17 protein-coding genes are annotated in these 20,171 nt (G+C 68.3%); 12 read left to right on the forward strand and 5 right to left on the reverse strand.

Going from position 1 to position 20,171, the window contains the following annotated elements; genetic code table 11:
• The first annotated feature begins 1 nt into the window (after position 1).
• Genes ACLQ3C_RS08830 through ACLQ3C_RS08855 form a run of 6 tightly spaced genes read left to right on the forward strand, consistent with a single transcriptional unit; the run spans position 2 to position 7,718 of the window.
• On the forward strand, positions 2–3,541 hold the full coding sequence (locus ACLQ3C_RS08830; RefSeq protein WP_425704681.1) for an indolepyruvate ferredoxin oxidoreductase family protein: 3,540 nt from the start codon (positions 2–4) through the stop codon (positions 3,539–3,541).
• The gene (locus tag ACLQ3C_RS08835) at positions 3,541–4,431 is read left to right on the forward strand and encodes an amidohydrolase family protein (protein WP_425704682.1); all 891 of its coding nucleotides are present in this window, start codon (positions 3,541–3,543) and stop codon (positions 4,429–4,431) included. Before ACLQ3C_RS08830 ends, ACLQ3C_RS08835 begins: the two co-directional genes overlap by 1 nt.
• A complete protein-coding gene (locus ACLQ3C_RS08840; RefSeq protein ID WP_425704683.1) occupies positions 4,428–5,429 on the forward strand; it encodes an NAD(P)-dependent oxidoreductase in 1,002 nt (333 codons plus the stop codon). Before ACLQ3C_RS08835 ends, ACLQ3C_RS08840 begins: the two co-directional genes overlap by 4 nt.
• Positions 5,429–6,151: an RraA family protein gene (locus tag ACLQ3C_RS08845; RefSeq protein ID WP_425704684.1), complete on the forward strand. Its 723-nt coding sequence runs from the start codon at positions 5,429–5,431 to the stop codon at positions 6,149–6,151. The genes ACLQ3C_RS08840 and ACLQ3C_RS08845 overlap by 1 nt, the downstream gene beginning before the upstream one ends.
• A complete protein-coding gene (locus tag ACLQ3C_RS08850) occupies positions 6,148–6,675 on the forward strand; it encodes a flavin reductase family protein (RefSeq protein ID WP_425704685.1) in 528 nt (175 codons plus the stop codon). The genes ACLQ3C_RS08845 and ACLQ3C_RS08850 overlap by 4 nt, the downstream gene beginning before the upstream one ends.
• The gene (locus tag ACLQ3C_RS08855; RefSeq protein WP_425704686.1) at positions 6,675–7,718 is read left to right on the forward strand and encodes a zinc-dependent alcohol dehydrogenase family protein; all 1,044 of its coding nucleotides are present in this window, start codon (positions 6,675–6,677) and stop codon (positions 7,716–7,718) included. The genes ACLQ3C_RS08850 and ACLQ3C_RS08855 overlap by 1 nt, the downstream gene beginning before the upstream one ends.
• A 31-nt stretch (positions 7,719–7,749) precedes the next feature.
• Here ACLQ3C_RS08855 and ACLQ3C_RS08860 read toward each other — a convergent pair whose 3' ends face one another.
• Positions 7,750–8,661 carry a cation diffusion facilitator family transporter gene (locus ACLQ3C_RS08860; RefSeq protein WP_425704836.1) on the reverse strand — a complete coding sequence of 304 codons (912 nt, stop codon included), beginning with the start codon at positions 8,659–8,661 and terminating at the stop codon, positions 7,750–7,752.
• Positions 8,662–8,886: 225 nt separating this feature from the next.
• On the opposite strand from ACLQ3C_RS08860, the gene ACLQ3C_RS08865 reads away from it, so the two are divergent.
• The 5 genes from ACLQ3C_RS08865 (at position 8,887) to ACLQ3C_RS08885 (ending at position 14,387) form a co-directional block, all read left to right on the forward strand.
• A complete protein-coding gene (locus tag ACLQ3C_RS08865) occupies positions 8,887–10,758 on the forward strand; it encodes an amino acid transporter (protein WP_425704837.1) in 1,872 nt (623 codons plus the stop codon).
• A gap of 108 nt (positions 10,759–10,866) precedes the next feature.
• Entirely contained in the window at positions 10,867–11,769 is a 903-nt protein-coding gene (locus tag ACLQ3C_RS08870; protein ID WP_425704687.1) for an ABC transporter ATP-binding protein, read from the forward strand.
• Between the two features lie 42 nt (positions 11,770–11,811).
• A complete protein-coding gene (locus tag ACLQ3C_RS08875) occupies positions 11,812–12,633 on the forward strand; it encodes an ABC transporter permease (RefSeq protein WP_425704688.1) in 822 nt (273 codons plus the stop codon).
• A gap of 46 nt (positions 12,634–12,679) precedes the next feature.
• Entirely contained in the window at positions 12,680–13,780 is a 1,101-nt protein-coding gene (locus ACLQ3C_RS08880) for a sensor histidine kinase (RefSeq protein WP_425704689.1), read from the forward strand.
• Positions 13,773–14,387, forward strand: coding sequence for a response regulator (locus ACLQ3C_RS08885; protein ID WP_425704690.1), 615 nt, complete (start codon positions 13,773–13,775; stop codon positions 14,385–14,387). Before ACLQ3C_RS08880 ends, ACLQ3C_RS08885 begins: the two co-directional genes overlap by 8 nt.
• 24 nt (positions 14,388–14,411) lie before the next feature.
• On the opposite strand, the gene ACLQ3C_RS08890 is transcribed toward ACLQ3C_RS08885, so the two are convergent.
• Positions 14,412–14,921, reverse strand: coding sequence for a mycothiol transferase (locus ACLQ3C_RS08890; protein ID WP_425704691.1), 510 nt, complete (start codon positions 14,919–14,921; stop codon positions 14,412–14,414).
• Positions 14,922–15,053: 132 nt separating this feature from the next.
• On the opposite strand from ACLQ3C_RS08890, the gene ACLQ3C_RS08895 reads away from it, so the two are divergent.
• Positions 15,054–16,496, forward strand: coding sequence for a YibE/F family protein (locus ACLQ3C_RS08895; RefSeq protein ID WP_425704692.1), 1,443 nt, complete (start codon positions 15,054–15,056; stop codon positions 16,494–16,496).
• A gap of 16 nt (positions 16,497–16,512) precedes the next feature.
• Here the strand turns inward: ACLQ3C_RS08895 and ACLQ3C_RS08900 are convergent, their stop codons facing one another.
• The 3 genes from ACLQ3C_RS08900 to ACLQ3C_RS08910 form a co-directional block, all read right to left on the reverse strand.
• On the reverse strand, positions 16,513–17,358 hold the full coding sequence (locus tag ACLQ3C_RS08900; RefSeq protein WP_425704838.1) for a hypothetical protein: 846 nt from the start codon (positions 17,356–17,358) through the stop codon (positions 16,513–16,515).
• 200 nt (positions 17,359–17,558) lie between these two features.
• Entirely contained in the window at positions 17,559–18,470 is a 912-nt protein-coding gene (locus ACLQ3C_RS08905; protein ID WP_425704693.1) for a hypothetical protein, read from the reverse strand.
• A 58-nt stretch (positions 18,471–18,528) separates the two neighbouring features.
• The gene (locus ACLQ3C_RS08910; RefSeq protein ID WP_425704694.1) at positions 18,529–20,157 is read right to left on the reverse strand and encodes a protein kinase domain-containing protein; all 1,629 of its coding nucleotides are present in this window, start codon (positions 20,155–20,157) and stop codon (positions 18,529–18,531) included.
• Between the last annotated feature and the right edge of the window lie 14 nt (positions 20,158–20,171).

Below are 20,171 nucleotides of genomic sequence, written 5' to 3' on the forward strand. Positions count from 1 at the left end.
CGTGCCCGCCAATCCGGCTGCCGCACCAACCGAATCCGCGGACGCCCCGCCTCCGCCACCGCCACCGACGCTCGCCGATCGGTATCGCACCGAGGACGGCACCGTCGCGCTCACCGGACTCCAGGCGCTCGTCCGCCTGCCATTCGATGTGCTGCGGTGCGAAACCCGCGCCGGCCGGTCCACCCGCGTCTTCATCTCCGGTTACGAGGGTTCGCCTCTCGCCGGATACGACCTGGAACTGCAACGCAATCAGACTCTCGTCGATGACGCGGATCTGGTGTTCAGCCCGGCGGTGAACGAGGAACTCGCCGCCACCGCGGTACAGGGTTCCCAGCTCGCGTCGCAGTCGGAGCACAAGACCGTCGACGGCGTGGTCGGCTTCTGGTACGGCAAGAGCCCCGGGCTCGACCGCGCCAGTGATGCACTGCGTCATGCGAATCTGATGGGAACCGCACCCACCGGGGGTGCGGTCGCCCTCGTCGGTGACGACCCGTCGGCGAAGTCGTCGACAGTGCCGGGCGCGTCCGAGGCCCTCCTCGCCGAACTCGGTATGCCCGTGCTGTATCCGGCCGATCCGCAGGAAGCGCTCGACCTCGGCCTCCACGCGGTGGCCATGTCGCGGGCGACCGGGCTCTGGGTCGGGATGAAGATCGCGACAAATGTCGCCGACGGGTTTCAGTCCGTACACGTCGGTGAGCATTCCGTCCTCCCCGAGCCGCCCTCGGAAGCGGTTGTCGACCATGTCATCTCGGCGAACCTGGCACAACCGGTGATCGGCAGGCTGGAGCTCAGCCGCGAGACGACCCGCCTCGAGGCCGCACGCCGGTACGGAACCGTCCACGGACTGAACCGGATTCATCGTCGGCACGACGGTCAGCGCGTCGGGATAGTGGCCGCGGGCAAGACTTTTCTGGATGTGGAGCAAGCGCTCACGACGCTCGGGCGCGGCGCCGACGACGCGGACGGCCCCACGGTTCGGCTGCTGCAATTGCGCATGCTCTTCCCGCTCGAGGACGGTCTGGTCCGCGAATTCGCCGACGGGCTCGACGAGATCATCGTCGTCGAGGAGAAGCGGCCCTTCATCGAATCGGCGTTGAAGGACGCGCTGTACGGCACTTCACACGCGCCCACCATCACCGGCAAACGGGATCCCACCGGTGCACCGCTCTTCGCAGTCGAGGGCGAGCTCGACGTCGACCGCGTCATCGCCGGTCTGCGCCGGCGTCTTGGCTCCCCCCAACACGGGGCCGACGGCGACGACGGCGGAAATGTCGCGACGCGCCGCGACATCTCCGCTTCGCTCCGTAGCCTGCCGCTGCTGACGCGCACGCCGTACTTCTGTTCAGGCTGTCCGCACAACTCGTCGACGCGGGTTCCCGAGGGATCGATGGTCGGCGCGGGAATCGGCTGCCACGCCATGGTGGCGGTGATGGATCCGGGAATCGTCGGCGACGTCACCGGACTCACCCAGATGGGCGGCGAGGGCGCGCAGTGGATCGGCATGGCCCCCTTCGTCGCACACGACCATCTGTTCCAGAACCTCGGCGACGGCACCTTCCACCATTCCGGCAGTCTCGCGATTCGCGGCGCCGTCGCCGCCGGTGTCAACATCACCTACAAGCTGCTCTACAACTCCGCAGTCGCGATGACCGGTGGGCAACAGGCGGTCGGACTGATGACCGTCCCACAGATCTGTCAGGAACTGCTGGCCGAGGGCGTGGCCCGGATCATCGTCACCACCGACGAGACCAAACGCTACCGGCGCGTGCGGCTTCCACGATCGGTCAAGGTGTGGGACCGTCGGCGCCTCGACGCCGCACAGCAGGTGCTGGCGCAGACCCCCGGGGTCACAGTACTCATCCACGACCAGGAATGCGCCACCGAATTGCGGCGCAAACGCCGTCGCAACCTCGTGCCACGACCCGAGCGCACGGTGGTGATCAACGAGCGTGTCTGCGAAGGGTGTGGCGACTGCGGACGAAAGTCGAATTGTCTATCTGTACAACCGGTTTCGACCGAGTTCGGTCGCAAGACCGAGATCGATCAGTCGACCTGCAACAGCGACTATTCCTGCCTCGACGGCGATTGCCCGGCCTTCATGACGGTTCGGCCGGGACGTGCGACCACGGCGCCCGAGCAGCACGCCGCCACGGGAACACCGGATTCCGCGGCGTTCGACGACCCGGTCGCCGGCCTGCCGACGCGGACCCGCACCCTCCGGATCACCGGGGTCGGCGGGACCGGCGTGGTCACCCTCGCACAGACCCTCGGTCAGGCCGCGACCCTCGCCGGAATCACCGTGCGCGCACTCGATCAGACCGGCCTCGCGCAGAAGGGCGGTGCGGTGGTATCCGATCTGCGGCTGTCGCCGGACCCTGAATCCGCTGCGCACAAACTCGCCGCAGGCACCTGCGACCTCTATCTCGCCTGCGACCTTCTCGTCGGCGCCGACGAGCGCAACCTGGAGGTGACCTCGCGGGAGCGCACCACCGCTGTCGTGTCCTCGGCGAAGATCCCCACGGGGCAGATGGTCATCGACACCACGACGGCCTTTCCCGACGACGACCAGACCATCGGACGCATCCGCGCGGCCACGCGGCCGGGAAGTATGTTCCTCGATGCCAGGTCCGCGTCGGAACGGTTGTTCGGGGAGGGACAATTCGCCAACGTCCTTCTCGCGGGCATCGCGTATCAGAAGGGCGCCATCCCGATTCCCGCCGCGAGCATCGAGGAGGCGTTGCGGCTCAATGGAGTCAAGGTCGAAACCAACCTCGCGGCCTTCCGACGTGGCCGGCAGGCAGTGGCCGATCCGGAGGCCTTCGCGCGGGCGGTCACGCCGGCGTCGGCGACACCGGAGACCCCCTCGGCGGTCATGCGGCGCATCGCCGGCCGGGTCCGGTCGGCACCCGATTCCGAGCTCACCCGCCTGGTCACCATCCGCGTCGGTGAACTGATCGCCTTCCAGAACACCGCTTACGCCGGCGAATACGCGGATCTGGTCGAGATGGTCCGGGCAGCCGAGGCCGACACTATGGGCAACAGCACCGCCCTCGCCGAGGCCGCCGCCTGGTCACTGCACAAGCTCATGGCCTACAAGGACGAATACGAGGTGGCGCGGCTCCTTCTCGGTGAATCGGGTGAAACTGCCGCGGCCGGAATCGTCGGTCCGGGTGCCACGGTGTCCTATCGTCTGCACCCGCCGGTCCTGCGCAGCATGGGCATGGACCGCAAGATCAGCCTCGGCAGCTGGTCGCGGCCGGCGTTCCGGCTGCTCGTGGCCGGACGCCGTCTTCGTGGCACACCTCTCGACCCGTTCGGATACACGAAGATCCGGCGCCTCGAGCGGCATCTCGTCGAGGAGTTCACCGACGTGCTCCGGAATCTCGCCGCCGAGCTGACCCCGGAGAACCACGCCGACGCCGTCACGATCGCCGGGCTGCCCGACATGATTCGCGGGTACGAACAGGTCAAGCTCGACAACGTCGCCGCCTACCGCAACCGGCTCCGCGAACTGCAGACCGACGACGCGGCGGTGGCCTAGTGACCACGATCGTGCGCATCCGTCCGGCGCGGTCGACCGTGACACCACCGCGCCACCCGGTGCCGCATGGCGCCTGGGACACCCATGCGCATGTCTTCGGTCCGCGGGAACTCTTCCCGCAGAGTCCCACTCGGTCGTATGTCGCGCCGACGCAGGGAGTCGACCGCTACCTCGGAGTCCTCGACGCGCTCGGCATCCGGCACGGCGTCCTGGTCCAGCCGTCGGTGTATCACCAGGACAACTCGTGTCTGCTCGCCGCACTCGACGAGGCACCGGATCGTCTCGTCGGCGTCGTCGACGTCGATGTGCTCGACACCCCCGATGATGTCCTGCACTCGATGACACGCCGAGGGGTGGTCGGATTGCGGGTCCAGTGGCCCGGGAATCACTCGGTCGACCGACTGAGGGCCACCGCCGACCGACTCGCCGAGCTGGGATGGCACCTCGACCTCCGCGTCGCCGGCGCCAGGGCACTGACAGATCTCGCTCCGGTTCTCGCCGCATCACCGGTCCCGGTCATGATCGAGTCCATGGGTAGTCCCCGCGCCGGAGAGTCCTTGCAGAGCAGTGGATTTCGTTCCCTGTTCGATCTGCTGACCGAGCCCGACCGCTACGTGAAACTGTCGCACGTCTACCAGGTCGATGCGTCGGGCCCACCCTACCGGGGCGCCACACCGTTCGCCCGCGCGCTGATCGAGCATGCCCCCGATCGTCTGGTGTGGGGATCGGACTGGCCCCATCCCATGCCACCCGACGAGTTCCTGCCCGACGACGGCGCCCTCGTCGACCTGGTGCCCCACTGGACCGGCGACGCCGATACGACCCGACTCATACTGCGCGACAACCCGTTTCGTTTCTATCGTCCACGATCTCAAGGAGGCCTCTCATGACCAGACCACGCGCGGTGGTCACCGAACCCATTCATCAGGTGGGAATCGACCTGCTCCGAACCGTGTTCGAGGTCGAGACCGACTACGACCGCTACCTCGACCCGGCGACACTGGGCCACGCACTCGCCGACGCCGACGCGGTGGTCATGCGATCCGCCGGACTTCCCGCGCAGACGTTGCGAAGCAGCCCGTCGTTGAAGGTGATCGCCAAACACGGTGCCGGCCTCGACTCCGTCGACATCGCCGCCGCGACCGATCTGGGCATCGTCGTGGCCAACAGCGGCGACGCGAACTCAGGAAGTGTCGCCGAGCACGCGGTGGCCCTCATGTTGGCAGTGCTCCACCAGATACCGACCACCGACGCCAAGGTCCGGCAGGCCGCGTTTCGCCGACCCGGCGAGGTCGTCCTGGGAGATATCTCCGAGGCGACCGTCGGTCTGATCGGCTTCGGCAACATCGCGCGCCGGGTGGGCCACATGTGCGCCGCCGGGTTCGGAGCCGAGGTTCTGGCCCTCGACCCGTTCGTCACGGCCGAGGAGATGGCCGCCGAGGGCGTCACCAAAGCCGTGGATCTGCAAGATCTCCTGCCCCGCTGCGACGTCGTCTCGGTCCACGTTCCGCTCGGACCCGAGACCCATCACCTCATCGGCGCCGACGAACTCAAGCTGCTCGGGCCGCGCGCCGTGCTCGTCAACACCGCGCGCGGCGGTGTCGTCGACGAGGCCGCACTGCTCGCCGCACTCGATGCCGGAGAACTGCGGGGCGCCGGACTCGACGTCCTCGAACACGAACCGCCACGAGCCGGGGACCCGTTGTTCGGCAGTCCTCGCGTCGTGCTCTCACCCCACGTCGCCGGGGGCACCGAACTCGCACGGCAACGCATGGCCTGTGCTGCGGCGCAGGCGGCCATCGACGTGATCGAGGGCCGTCGACCCGAATATCTCATCAACACGGCCGTGCTCGACCACGCCCGTGTGAGTCTGGAAGGAATCCACTGATGCCACACCACATCTACACCCGTATCCCCGAGTGCCCGTCCGACATCCTCGAGGACATCGGCAAATGCGCGATGGCCGACCTGCACGAGGCCATGGACACGATGCCCGGCCGCACCTCGCTCCTGGATCCCAGCATTCGCGCACTCACGGCGGGACAGACGGTGGTCGGCCAGGCCGTCACCGTCAACACCTTTCCCGGCGACGGCCTCGCCGGACACCGCGCCCTACAGCTCACCGGACCGGGGTCGGTGCTCGTGGTGACCAGCCCGGGCGAGCCCGACACACCGCTGTTCGCCGAGCTGGTCTCGCTGGCAGCACGTGAACTCGGTACCGCGGGCGTGGTCGCCGATGGACCGGTACGGGACTCGGATGCGTTGGTACAGACTCGTTTTCCGGTGTGGTGCCGCGGCACCTACGCCGGCCGGCCGCTCAAGCGGGGGCCCGGCGAGGTGAACGTCCCGGTGGTCTGCGGCGGCGTCTACATCGAGCCGGGCGACATCGTCGTCGCCGACGGGGACGGCGTCCTGCGAATTCCGCTCGCCGACGCCGAGATGGTCCTCGTCGGCGCGCGCCGACGGGCCGAACGCGAGGTCGGCATCCGTGAGGCCATCGCCGGTGGCGCGACGCTGTTCGATCTCGTGGAACTGCGACAGGCGCTCGACGACAGCGACATGGTCGAGATCGACGACACCTGGCACAACAGGAATGGAGCCCGGCGATGACCGCCGCTCCCGCCCGACTGGATCCTGGTGACCCACAGACCCTCCGGCACGTCCTCGGGCACTATCCCAGCGGGGTGGTGGCGATCACCTCCACCGACGCGGACACCGGAATACCCGTGGGGCTCGTCGCGTCGTCGTTCACGTCGGTGTCCCTCGATCCCCCGTTGGTCGCATTCTTTCCCCAGAAGACGTCGACCACCTGGCCGAGGATCCGCCGGCGCCGGGCTTTCGGCGTCGACGTGCTCGACGCCCGCCAGCAGGAGGTGTGCGGCCGACTCGCCGCCAAGGGCGGCGACAAGTTCGCGGCCATCCCGTGGACGACGGACCGACTCGGCTTGCCCTCGATCACCGGGGCGGTGGCCCACATCACCTGCGATCTCGAATCGGTCCACGACGCAGGCGATCACGAGATCGCCGTCGGCCGGGTCCGCGAACTGAGCATCGGGCCGAGCGCCACACCGATGCTCTTCTTCCGCGGCGGTTTCGGCGCCGTCCCCCCACCCGGTCCAGAAGGGAGGAGCTGATGCGCGCATGGCGACTCACCGGCGAACCATCCGTGGAACACGGACTCCGACAAGATGATTCGCAGAGCGAATGCACTCCGCCCATCGGTCGGCAGGTCGTGGTTCGCGTACGGGCCGCCGCACTCAACTTCCGCGACGCGATGATCCTGCGCGGCACCTACGCGGTACCGGCCGCCCCGGGTACCGTCCCCGTCTCCGACGGGGCGGGCGATGTGGTGGCGGTCGGACCCGACACCCGGGATCTGGTCGTCGGCGACCGGGTGGTGAGCACGTACTTTCCCCGGTGGCGCGGAGGAACATTGACGGCCGGGGACGCCGTCGAACAATTCGGGTCGAGCCGGGACGGCGTCCTCGGCGAGTGGTTCGTCTGTGAGGAGGACGAACTGGTCCGTCCACCCGCCCACCTCGACGCCGCGGAGGCGGCCACGTTGCCGTGCTCGGCGCTCACCGCGTGGTCCGCACTCACCGGTCCGGCACCCGTCCTGCCCGGGCAGACGGTGCTGACACTGGGCACCGGTGGCGTGGCATTGTTCGCCGTCCAGTTCGCCAGGCTCTTCGGGGTGCGCGTGATCTCGGCGACCTCGTCGGCCGACAAGGCGAAGAAACTCGCGGATCTCGGTGCCGACGCCACGATCGACTATCGCGCAGAACCGAATTGGGATCGAGCGGTACTCGAGGAAACCGACGGGGCCGGGGTCGACCGGGTTGTCGAGACCGTCGGCCCGCAGACACTGGAACGATCGATACGCAGCACCGCCGTCAACGGCGAGATCGCCCATGTCGGCGGCGGCGGATTCGGTGACGAGCAACCTGTCGCGCTCGACCCGCGGATTCTGCACGGTCGCGCGCTGACCGTCCGTCGTGTGACGGTGGGCAGCCGACAGGATTTCGAGGTGATGAACCGTGCGATCGCCCTGCACCGGCTGCGCCCCGTCATCGACACCGTTGTCGGGTTCGACTCGGCACCCCGTGCGTATGAACGACTCGTCGACCGTGCACACGTCGGCAAGATCGTCGTCGACGTCTCCGATTGCCGGGACTGATGCAGCCACCGCCGCATCGCCGCCGGGGAGTTCACAACCGCAGCGACGGTTCGTCGGCGGTAGACAACGTGAGGACCGCCTCGACGATCGCGTCGAGCTCTTCGATCTCGGCCTCGATGCGGCGCAGCAGCATGGCGACGTCGTGTTCGCGCAGATCACCGCGGATGTCGATGGCGGCCACCAGGTAGTACTTCGCCGGCCCGACGTATTCGACGTGCAGGTAGGTGACCCGATCGATGTCGGGATGGTCGAGCAACTTCTGCAGGATCGCCGCCCGGGTCATCGGCATGGCACGCTGCCCCAACAGGAATTCGCTGTTCCGTTTGATCAGGAACAGGGCGATCACCCCCAGCAACAGGCCCACGAGGATCGAGCCGAGCGCGTCGTAGATCGCCGACCCGGTGAGCTGGTGCAGTCCCATACCGGCGGCCGCGATGGCCAGACCGACCAGGGCCGTGGCGTCCTCGGCGAACACCGCCCGCAACGTGGTGTTGGACGTGCGATTGACGAAGCGCAGCGGGTGCATCGAGAACCGCCGGCCGCCCTTCCTGGCCTGCCGTACCGACTGCAGGAACGACGTCGCCTCGAGCATCGCCGAGATCCCCAGCACGAGGTAGCCGATCAGGTAATTCGTGTCGGCTTCGGGCTTCGACAGCGAGGTGATGCCGTGCATCACCGACACCGCCGCACCGACGGCGAACAGACCGAATGCGGCGAACATCGACCAGATGTAGGTTTCGCGGCCGTATCCGAACGGATGGGCCCGGTCACGGCCCCGCCCGCCACGCCGTTCGGCCACGAGCAGAAAGATCTCGTTGCCCGAGTCGGCCCACGAGTGCGCCGACTCCGCCACCATCGACGCCGAGCCGGTGATGCCCGCGGCGACGGTCTTGGCCACCGCCACCAGAATGTTCATGGCGAAGGCGATGACGACCGTCACCATCGAGTCGGATTGACCGGAGTTCTGCCGCGCGTCGGTGTCTTCGGTGGCCACCCGCCGATCGTCTCACGAACGACGATCCGTCGACGATGACGACAGGCCCCATCGAACGGCAGCCGTGCGTCGTCACACTCGGCCGTCTACAGTCATCCGGTGCCCGCAAGCATGGTGTCGTCGTCGATACGCCGCTGGTTTCTTTCGGACATCTCGCCCGAACCCGCCGGGCTGATGGGTCCGCACCGGGTGGCCGGGGAGCACACCCGGACCCACTCGTGGTGGAAGGTCATGTGCCTGACCGGCGTCGACTACTTCTCGACGCTGGGATACCAGCCGGGTATCGCCGCACTCGCGGCCGGCACCATCGCCCCACTCGCGACCGTGGTCCTGGTCGCGCTGACCCTGTTCGGGGCGCTGCCGGTCTACCGCTACATCGCGGCCCGCTCGACCCGCGGCGAGGGATCGATCGCGATGCTCGAACATCTCCTGCCGCGCTGGGGCGGCAAGGTGTTCGTGCTGGTGCTGCTGGGCTTCGCCGCCACCGACTTCCTCATCACGATGACGCTCTCGGCGGCCGACGCGACCGCGCACTTCACCGAGAACCCGCTCATCCCGTCGGCGTTCGGCGGATATCCGGTCCTCATCACCCTGGTGTTCCTGGCCCTGCTGGGCGCGGTCTTCCTGCGCGGCTTCACCGAGGCCATCACCGTGGCCGTCGGATTGGTGGCGATCTATCTCGCGCTGAACGTCGTGGTGATCATCGACGGGCTGGTGAAGATCGCCACATCACCGCACGTCGTCGTCGACTGGACGCACGCGATGACCGCCGAACACAGCAACCCGTGGATGATGATCGCAGTCGCCCTGCTCGTCTTCCCCAAGCTCGCGCTCGGGCTCTCCGGGTTCGAGACCGGGGTGGCGGTGATGCCGCAGATCAACGGTTCCCCCGACGACCCGCCGTCGGCGCCCCGCACCCGCATTGCGGGGGCACGCCGACTTCTCACCACCGCCGCGGTCACGATGAGCGTGCTGCTCATCACCAGCAGCCTGGTGTGCACCATCCTCATCCCGGAACGCGAATTCAAAGCCGGTGGCGGCGCCAACGGCCGCGCGCTCGCCTACCTGGCGCACGCGAATCTGGGCAACGGCTTCGGCACGGTGTACGACCTCAGCACCATCCTGATCTTGTGGTTCGCCGGCGCGTCGGCGATGGCCGGACTGCTCAATCTGGTGCCGCGTTACCTGCCCCGCTACGGGATGGCGCCCGACTGGGCGCGGGCGTCACGGCCGCTGGTGGTGGTGTTCATCCTCATCGCGGCCGGGGTCACCGTGTACTTCGACGCGTCGGTGGACGCGCAGGGCGCCGCCTACGCCACCGGTGTCCTGGTGCTGATGACGTCGGCGGCCGTCGCGGTGACGCTGTCGGTGCGCAAGAAGCGCCGCATGGTCGCCACCGTCGCGTTCGCGGCGATCGGACTGGTCTTCGTCTACACCACCATCACCAACATCATCGAGCGTCCCGAAGGCGTCCAGGTTGCCGCATTCTTCATCGCGGCGATTCTGATCGTGTCCTTCGCATCCCGCATCAACCGGTCCTTCGAATTGCGCAGCGGCGAGATCACTTTCGACGAGACCGCGCAGCAGATCATCGACGGGGCCGCGGCGTCGGGGTCGATCCAGATCGTCACTCACGATCCCGACGTGCGGTCACTGACCGAATACCAGGAAAAGGAGCTACAGCAACGCGCCGAGAGCCACATTCCCGACGCCGAACAGATCGTGTTCCTGGAGGTCAACGTCACCGACTCGTCGGAATTCGCCACCGATCTCCAGATCCACGGCCGCTACCACGAGGGCGGGTTCCGGATTCTGTGGGTCTCCTCGGCCGCGGTACCCAACACGATCGCGGCGACCTTGTTCGCCATCCGCGACTGGACCGACGAGGTACCCAACGTGTACTTCGAGTGGAGTGAGGCCAATCCCCTCGTCAACCTCTTGCGGTTCTTGTTCATCGGCCAGGGCGAGGTCGCCGCGGTCACCCGCGAGGTCGTCCGCCGCGCCGAACCCGATCTCGACCGCCGCCCGGTGGTACACGTCGGCTGAGGCGGGCCACGCGCCGCAGTCCCGGTCCGGGGTCCATGACAAACGTCATGGACGATCGATGACATCTGCTCTGGGACACGGGGTTGCCGACGCGGCATCGTGAGATGCATGACGACAGCAGCCATCACCACCAGCAACCTGCACAAGACGTTCCGCGGCTCCGACCACCGGCGCGTGACCGCCGTCGACCACCTCGACCTGACCATCGGCACCGGCGAGGTGGTGGCCTTCCTGGGCCCCAACGGCGCGGGCAAGACCACCACCATCGACATGATCCTGGGCCTGACCCGGCCCGACTCCGGCGACATCGAGGTCCTCGGCATGCCGGCCCGGGCGGCCGCACAGGCCGGCCGGATCGCCGCGGTCATGCAGTCCGGCGGGCTGCTTCCCGACTTCACCGTCGAGGAGACCGTACGCATCGTCGCGTCGCTGCACGGACGGACCGCCGACGTCGAATCGGCGATGGCCCGCGCCGACATCGCAAAACTGGCGGGCCGCAAGGTGTCTCGGTGTTCCGGCGGTGAACAGCAACGCCTCAAGTTCGCGCTCGCCACCCTCCCCGACCCGGATCTGATCGTCCTCGACGAGCCCACCGCGGGCATGGACGTGGAATCACGGCGGGCGTTCTGGGCGGCGATGCGGGCCGACGCCACCAACGGCCGCACCGTCGTCTTCGCCACCCACTACCTCGACGAGGCCGACGACTTCGCCGACCGCATCATCATGATCGCCCACGGCCGCATCGTCGCCGACGGCTCGACCGCCGAGATCCGCAACGTCGCGAGCCGCCGGATCGTCTCGGCCGTCGTCGACGACGCCGAACTGCGCACCGTCGCAGGCGCAATCGCCGACCTCGAGGTCGTCGACCGGCGCGGTGGCCGCACCTATCTGTCGTCGGCGGACTCCGACGTCCTGGCCCGCTGCCTGCTGACCTCGACCCACGCACGCGACATCGAGATCGCCACCCACAACCTCGAAGACGCCTTCGTCGCGCTGACGTCGGCCGCCTGAGCGATCATCCGGCAACCATCCACCTATCAGAAGGGCACTGACATGACCATCTCCACCACCGCCGGCACGGCCACCGGGCCGTCGGGCGCACTCGACGGCCGATCGCTGCGCGGCTTCCTCCCGGCCCCGACGTACCTGCGCACCGACATCCGGCGGGTACTGCGCAACCGTCGCGCGCTGATCTTCACGGTGCTCATGCCAGGCCTGCTGTATCTGGTCTTCGGTGCGACACAGAAGAATTCGGATACGGTCGGCTCCGGGAACGTGGCCTTCTACGTCCTGATCGGCATGGCCGTCTACGGCGCCATCCTGGCCGCAGCCACCAACGCAGCCTCCGTCGCGCTCGAACAGCAAGCAGGCTGGACGCGCACGCTGATGATGACGCCCCTGCAGCCGGCCGGATATGTGGCCACCAAAGTCGGTGTCGCGCTGGGGATGGGTGCGCTGCCCATCCTGGTGCTGACCGTCGCGGGTATCGCCACCGGCGCACACGCGACGGCCGGGGTGTGGATCGCCTGCCTGCTCATCGGCTGGCTGGGCGCCTCGGTGTTCGCCGCGTTCGGTCTCATGATCGGCAGCATCATGCGCTCCGACGGCGCCATGCAGGTGATGGGCGGCGTGCTCGCGCTGCTGGCCTTCGCCGGTAACGTGTTCGTCCCGCTGAAGGGAACGATGCTGACGATCGCCCAGTTCACCCCGATGTTCGGAATCGTCACGCTGGCCCGCTACCCGCTCGACCACGGGGTCACCGTGTACGGCACCCAGATCTCGCTCTGGATCATCATCGCGAATGTGGCCATCTGGGCGGTGGTCTTCGCCTCCGGTGCGGCCTTCTTCTACAGTCGCAGTACCGCACGGCAGTGACGACCCAGGCAGTGATCCCCGCGATCGCAGAGCAGAATCGGAGACGATGAGCAGTCCCGGAATCGACCGGTGGGCACCCTGGCGCACTCTCCGCTGGGTGTTCACCGCCATCTGGATGTTGTTCCTGGCGTACCCGATCGGCGCGGTGGCCGCCTCCGATCACGACGCGGCCACCAAGGCGATCGGGTACGTCCTGCTCGGTCTCTTCGCGGTCATCTACCTGCTGGCGTCGGTCTACGTGCTCAACAAGCGGGTGGCGACCGAACCACGCGGGATCTGGGTGTTCATCGTCCTCGTCTGCCTCGCGGCCGGACTGCTCCCCGTCATCGGGCAGAACACCTTCGGCACCGCGCCGTTCATGATAGTGGTCGCCGCCTTCACCTTTCCCACGCTGTGGGCGGCGATCGCGGTCGCCGCGCTGATCGTCGCGTCGGTGGCCGTTCCGACGGTCGCCGGGTGGCCGGTGGACCCCAGCATCGTGATCATCCTGGTCGCCGTCGGATTCACCATGCTCGGCGTCCGGGCGATGTCGGTACGGGAGGGTGAGCGCGAACGGGCCGAGCAACGTCAACGCGAGCTCAATTCCCAGCTCGCGGTGGTCGCCGAGCGGGACCGGGTGGCGCGCGACGTCCATGACATCCTGGGTCACTCACTGACCGTCATCACCATCAAGACCGAGTTGGCCGGCCGCCTCGTCGATCTGGACCCGCAACGCGCGAAAGCCGAACTGGCCGAGGTCAATCACCTCGCCCGGTCCGCGCTGTCGGAGGTACGGGCCACCGTCGGCGGACTGCGCACCCCCGACCTCCCCAGCGCGATCGCCGCCGCCGAGAGCGCGCTGCGGGCCGCCGAGATCGATGCCGCCCTTCCCGATCCGCAGACACCCACCGAACACGGCGAACTGTTCGCGTGGGTACTGCGCGAGGCCATCACCAACGTCGTGCGCCACAGCGGGGCCACGCACTGCCTGGTGCGGATCGACGACCGGTCGTTGTCGGTGTGCGACGACGGCGCGGGCCTGCGCGATGGGGTGCCCGGCAACGGGTTACGGGGACTCACCGAGCGCGTGGAGTCGGCCGGCGGCACCTTGCGGCTCGAATCTGATTCCAGCGGAACGACGTTGACGGCGGTGGTGGCTGATGAGTGAGCCCATCCGGCTGCTGCTCGCCGACGACCAGGCTCTGGTCCGCGGCGCGCTGGCCGCGCTGCTCGACCTGGAGAACGACCTCGAGGTGGTCGCACAGGTGGGTCGCGGCGACGAGGTCGTCGACGCCGCACGCACCTCTGCGGCCGACGTGTGTCTCCTCGACATCGAGATGCCCGGCGCCGACGGCATCGCGGCGGCGGCCGCGCTGCGTGCGCAGCTGCCCGCGGTGCGCTCGCTCATCGTCACCACATTCGGGCGTCCGGGTTACCTACGCCGCGCCATCGACGCCGGGGCGTCCGGATTCGTCGTGAAGGACACGCCCGCAACGGAATTGGCCGACGCGGTGCGACGGGTGCATGCGGGCCTGCGGGTGATCGATCCGACGCTGGCAACCGAGAGCCTGACCAGCGGCGACAACCCGTTGACGCCACGTGAAGCCGAGGTGCTGCGGGCAGCGCTCTCGGGCGCGACGGTCGCGAGCATCGCCGCGACTGTGCATCTGACGGCCGGGACGGTCCGCAATCACCTGTCGTCGGCAATCGGCAAGACGGGCAGCGCGACCCGCGCCGAGGCCGCGCGGATAGCGCTCGAACGCGGATGGATCTGACCGGGTGCGGCAACCGTCGGGCGCTCAGCCGAGATCGACGTCGAGGCCGCGCAGGTAGGCGGCCTGCCCGACGTGCTGTGCGTCGTCGTCGACGATGCTGACCAGGCGCACCCCCAGCGTGACCGGCGGATCCCAGTTGGTGTCGATGATGCGGTCGAGATCGGCGTCGTCGACATCGACCAGGTAATCCACCGTCGCCCGATGGGTGGCGTCGTAGTAGCCGAGCAGCAACTCCACCGGCCCGACCACCCGGATCACGTCCTCGGGGCTCTGGCCATAACCGGTCGCCGACGGCGGAAACGGCAGCGCGAAGCGGTCATACCAGCCGTCGATGGTCCAGATCTGGTCGGTGCCCGCGACATCGGCGATCTGCGCATCTTGTACGCGGGCCAGATGCCACACCAGCCAGGCGATGGTGTTGGCTCCCTCGGCGGGTTGCCAGGTCAGCCGGGCCTCCTCGATCCCGTCGAGGACCGAATGCACGTTCTCCTTGACGCGTTGAAAACCATCGGCGAGGACTTCGGTTGCTCTCATTCCTCCACACCTACTCCCGTATTGCGCTCACCGCATGGATCTCACCGCATGGATATCACCTCATGGATATCAACGCGCGGCGCCGCGGCCCAGACCACACCGAAGGACACGGCGACACCTTAAGGTGGCGTGGTGACCAGCAACCCCGGCCGACGCCGCGGCACTCCGGACAAGAGCCCGCGCGGCGAACGAACTTCCGGAAACGGACACGGCCACAGCCACTCTCACACGCTGAGCGGAATCGCCGCCGATCTGTCACCATTCGCCCGGCGATTTGTGCTGACCGCCCTGGGCATCGCCGGACTCGCGGTGGTCGTCGGCGCCGTGCTGCTGTGGCCGTCGGGCGGCGAGCATTCGATTCCCGCCCAGTTCCGTGGTGCCGACGGCGGACCGATCCATGCGGTCGACGGCGAGGTGGTCGGTCAGACCCGCGGCGACTGCCTCAACCAGATGGTCGGCACGGTGGCCGACACCGCCGACATCCCGATCTCGGGTGCGGGCACCGGTCCCTGCATCGAGAGCGTCGTGCACCTCACCTCCGGCAGCCACTCCGGCAAGTACACGCTGGTGGAGGTGCCGACCAATCGGGCCCAGTCGGGCAGCGGACCGGATTCGTCGGTACAGACCCTCGGTGCCCCGGACGATCCACAGCCCGGCCAGCCCACCCTGCACATCGGTGACTCGATCCGGCTCGCCACGGCACCGGGACCCGACGGGCAACCGCGGTACACGTTCTACGACTTCGCGAGGGGCACCTCGACCATCGTGTGGGCGATCCTGTTTGCCGGCGCGATCATCCTGGTGGCGGCATGGCGGGGTCTGCGCTCACTCATCGGACTGGTCTTCGCGTTCGTCGTGCTCGGGGTCTTCACCCTGCCTGCCATCCTCGACGGCAAATCGCCGGTGGCGGTGGCCGTGGTCAGCTCGGCCGCGATCCTGTTCGTCGTCCTCTACCTTGCCCACGGAATCAGCGTGCGTACCAGCTCTGCCCTGCTCGGCACCTTGCTGTCGCTACTGCTCGCCGCGGTGCTCAGCCGGGCATCGATCGTGACGATGAACCTGACCGGCCTCTCCAATGACCAGGCCACCAATCTGCAGGTGTACCAAGGCGGTATCTCTGTCAGCGGACTGCTGCTGGCCGGTTTCATCATCGGCACGCTCGGTGTCCTCAACGACGTGACGATCACCCAGGCGTCGGCGGTGTTCGAGTTGGCCGCGGCCGGCGAGCCGACCCGCCTGGCCACCTTCCGTGCCGCGATGCGCGTCGGGCGCGACCACATCGCCTCCACCGTGTACACCCTGGTGTTCGCCTATGCGGGCAGCGCGCTGCCGCTGCTGTTGCTGTTCTCGGTCGCCCAGCAACCGTTCGGGTCCCTGCTCACCAGCGATACTGTCGCGGTGGAACTGGCGCGGTCGTTCGTCGGCGGTATCGCGATCGCATTGTCGGTTCCGCTGACGACGGCGATCGCCGCGGCCCTCGCCCGGCCCGCGGGACGGCGGGATCCCGAGCCCGAGATGCCCGCCCGGCCCGATCCGGCGCCGTCACGCACCGGTCGGCATTCCATGCCCGAATAGGCGCAGCGGCCGCCGATCAGCCGAGTCCGCACCGACCCGTCGGCAGCGACGTCAGATTGCGCCCGACCCAGACGCCGACCTTGCTGAGCATGGCCGTGCCGTCGGCGAACCGGCCGCTGCGGGGCACCGCGGCGAGCGATACCGCGACCTGGCCGCCCCCGGTGGTGATGATGCCGAGCTGACGCACCAGGAAGCCCGACGACGTCCCGGTGCCGGGTCCCCACCCGCCTTTCACCGCGGTCGAGCTCACGCGCCGGTCGGTGCGGGCGAGATCGGCGACCCCCCAGCGCTGGTTGGGTCCGACGGCGCCCATCAGGCCGAGCAGCCGATCGGTACCGGGCAGGCACGGCAGATGCGCACCGAACCGCGCCTGATCGGCCAACGCCCACATGGTGTAGCCGGGAAACGACGGAGTCGGATCGTCTTGCGAGCTGACGTGGGTACTCAGGTCGTGGCCCTCGCGCAGCACCGCGGTCACCGCGTCGACCGGCGCCGTGCCGGGCCCGATTCGGGCCCACAGGTCTGCTTCGGCGTCGTTGTCGGACACCGTGATGGCCTTGGTCTCCGCGGCGGTCACCTGCGAACCGAGACGACGTTCGGCGGCCAGCGCGACCGGCACCTTGAGCGTCGACCACGCGCGTCCGGTGGTGAACGTACCAAGCGAGATCACCTGGTCCGAGCCCACCGCGGCGATCGCGATCCCGACCGTACCGGGATCGCTCTTCGCGAGTGACCTCTGGAACGGGGCGAAGGACTTGCTCAGCGCTTCCTGAGGAGGCGCCGGCGGGGTCAGCCACGTACGTACCGGCTCCGGTATCGGGAGCTCGGGGATCGCGAACGGAAGCGGCGCTGCCGCCGCCATGCCCGCGGTGCCGGCGACCAGCGCGAGCGTCGTGGCCACCACCAGCACAATCCTTCTGGCAAACGCCACACACACCTCCTGGGTCACAGTGGTAACACTGGCACCCTAGGTCAGCGTGATTGTGCGAGCCAATCGCACAACAAAAACGAGACCTCCCCGTGCGCGGGGCGTGACCCTCGCCTCAGGCCGCTCGCGCTCTGTCAGCAGCGTCCACGCGGCAGTGCCGCGATGTTCTGGTTGAGCCAGTTGGCGATCGCGTTGAGCGCTGCGGTGCCGGCCGACATCGATCCGCCGACCGCGCTCATCGCCACCGCGCTCTGTTGCCCGTCGCGGTAGGTGATCACGCCGAGCTGGCGGACGAGGTACGCGCCGTCGACACCCGGCCCCCAGCCGCCCTTGACCGCGGTCGTCTTCGGGGCCGACATGATCTCCGCGCCCCACTGCTGATTGCCGGCCACCTGCCCCATCAGTGCGAGTACGTGCGCGGTGCCGGGCATACACGGCAGGTGACCGGCGAAGGTCGCCGCGTCCGGCAGTGTCCACACGGTCTGGCCGAAGATGGTGAATCCGGACCGCAGTTGCTGGGTCGGCACCACGGTGTTCGGGTTGCCGCCCTCGCGCAGGACGGCCGTCACCTTGGCCGATGCTTCCGTGTTGCTGCCCAGCGACGCCCACAGTTGTTCGGCGGCGGAGTTGTCGGAGTTGATGATGGCGTTGCTCTCGGCAGTCGATCGGCCGTTCTCCCGCTCGGCCGCGACCGCGAGAGGCACCTTGATGCTCGACCACGCGACCTGCGGGGTCTGGTCACCGAACACCATGGTCGCATGGGCGGTGCGGCCCACCGGCGCCACCGCAACCCCCACCCGCAGACCGGTGCCCGTCGCGACCCGCCGAAAGCCTGCTGCCAGCGCCGGGTTCGCACCGATACCCGACGGCGCAACCGACGACGTCGAGGCACCCGTCGACGAGGACGGCGACGCGTACACCGTGACCGTCGATCGCGACGCCGGCGAGTTCGATGTCGCGCAGCCGGTTGCCGCCACGAGTCCGGCCACCACCACAGCGATCGTCGCGAGTAGACCACGACGCACCCCGACCTCAGCTCCCCTCACAGCACCCACCTTGCAGCACAAACTGTTTCGCGCACGAGACCGGTGCGGTCCCGACCGGTCAGGGCAGGACATAGACCATGGCATTGTTGCCACCGCGGCAGGTGACCGCGGTCCCCTCGGGTGCACACGACATCGGATATGTCTGTCCGGTGACCGGACTGGTTGCGGCGACGGTGCGCGCCTGGCCATAGGAACCCGCAGCGAGATAGGCGGCGCGCGTCGCCTGCGCGAACGGGCAACTCGTGACCGACGTACCGATCGCCGATGTCGCGTCGCACGGCACGGCATTCGCGGGAAAGCTCGGGGCGGGGGTGTTCTGCTGGCCGGCGGGCGGTGCCTGCGAGATGACGGTGGTGACCGGCGACTCGGCGGTCGTGCTGTCCCCGGAATTGCGCGTGAACAGCCAGTACGCGCCGACGATCAGCAACCCGATCACCGCCACCGCGATCACGCTGGTCACCGCGATCAGCAACGACCGGTCCCGGCGTGGTGCCGGATGATCCGGATAGCCGGGCTGCCCGTAGGGCGGCGGGCCGTATCCGGGAACCTGTGGCCCAGAAAGGTTTTGGGGCCCAGAAAGGTTTTGGGGCACAGACAGGTTTTGAGGTCTGGAATACTGCTGGGGCCCGGAATACTGCTGGGGTCCAGACACATTCAGCGTGCTGCCCGCTCCGGGCGTCCCGATCGGCCCCACCGGTCCCGACGGCCGGATCTGGGTCGCCCGCAGCGCCTCGTCACCGGCGGCCGCCGGACCGACCACGGTCGGGGGCGCCGGCTTCCGCAGATTCGGCGGCTGCCCCGGGCCCGGGCCGTCGGCGGATATGACGGTCGTCCGGGGATCCAGGTCCCCGGTGAGCGCGTCCCCGGTGAGCGCGGCCCGGGCCGCCGCGGAGAGTTCACTGGCAGTGGGGTGGCGACGGGCCGGGTCTGGATCGAGGCCACGGCTGATGACCGCATCCATGGCCGTCGGCACGTCGGCGTTGACACTGCTCGGGGCGGGTGGCGGTGACATGACCGCGGCCTTGATCGCCGAACTGATGGTGTCGGCGGGGTGTGGCACCCGGCCGGTCAGTGCCTCGAAGAGCACACACGTCAATGCGTAGATGTCGCTGGCCGAGCTGACCGGGGCGGCGTCGAACAGTTCCGGCGCCATGTAGGCGATCGATCCGATGGCGGTGCCGGCCTGGGTCAGATGGGTGTCGTCGGAGGCGTGGGCGATACCGAAATCGACGAGGTAGGCGAAATCGTTGTGGGCGACGAGGATGTTCTCGGGTTTGATGTCGCGATGCACCAAGCCGTCGGCATGTGCGGCATCGAGAGCGGCGGCCACCTGCTCGATGATCGTGACCGCGCGTGCCGGGTGCAGCGCATGCTCTCGGCGCAGCAACGCACGCAGGTCCTCGCCGGCCACCAGCCGCATGTCGATGAACAGCACGCCGTCGATCTCGCCCCAGTCATGGATCGGGATGACGTGCGGTTCGCCCAGGCGCGCTGCGGCATGCGACTCGCGACGGAACCGCTGCTGATACACCTCGTCGTCGGCCAGTCCCTGGTGGAGGAGCTTCAGCGCCACTTCCCGATCCTTCGTCGTGTCGTAGGCGCGGTAGACCTCGCCCATGCCGCCCCGACCCAGCAGTTCATCCAGGCGATACGGCCCGAACTGGGTGTTCACGCGACTCGATGACATGATGCGAGCATAAC

The sequence above is a fragment of the Gordonia sp. DT30 genome (assembly GCF_049844915.1).
In the GTDB taxonomy this organism is placed as follows: domain Bacteria; phylum Actinomycetota; class Actinomycetes; order Mycobacteriales; family Mycobacteriaceae; genus Gordonia.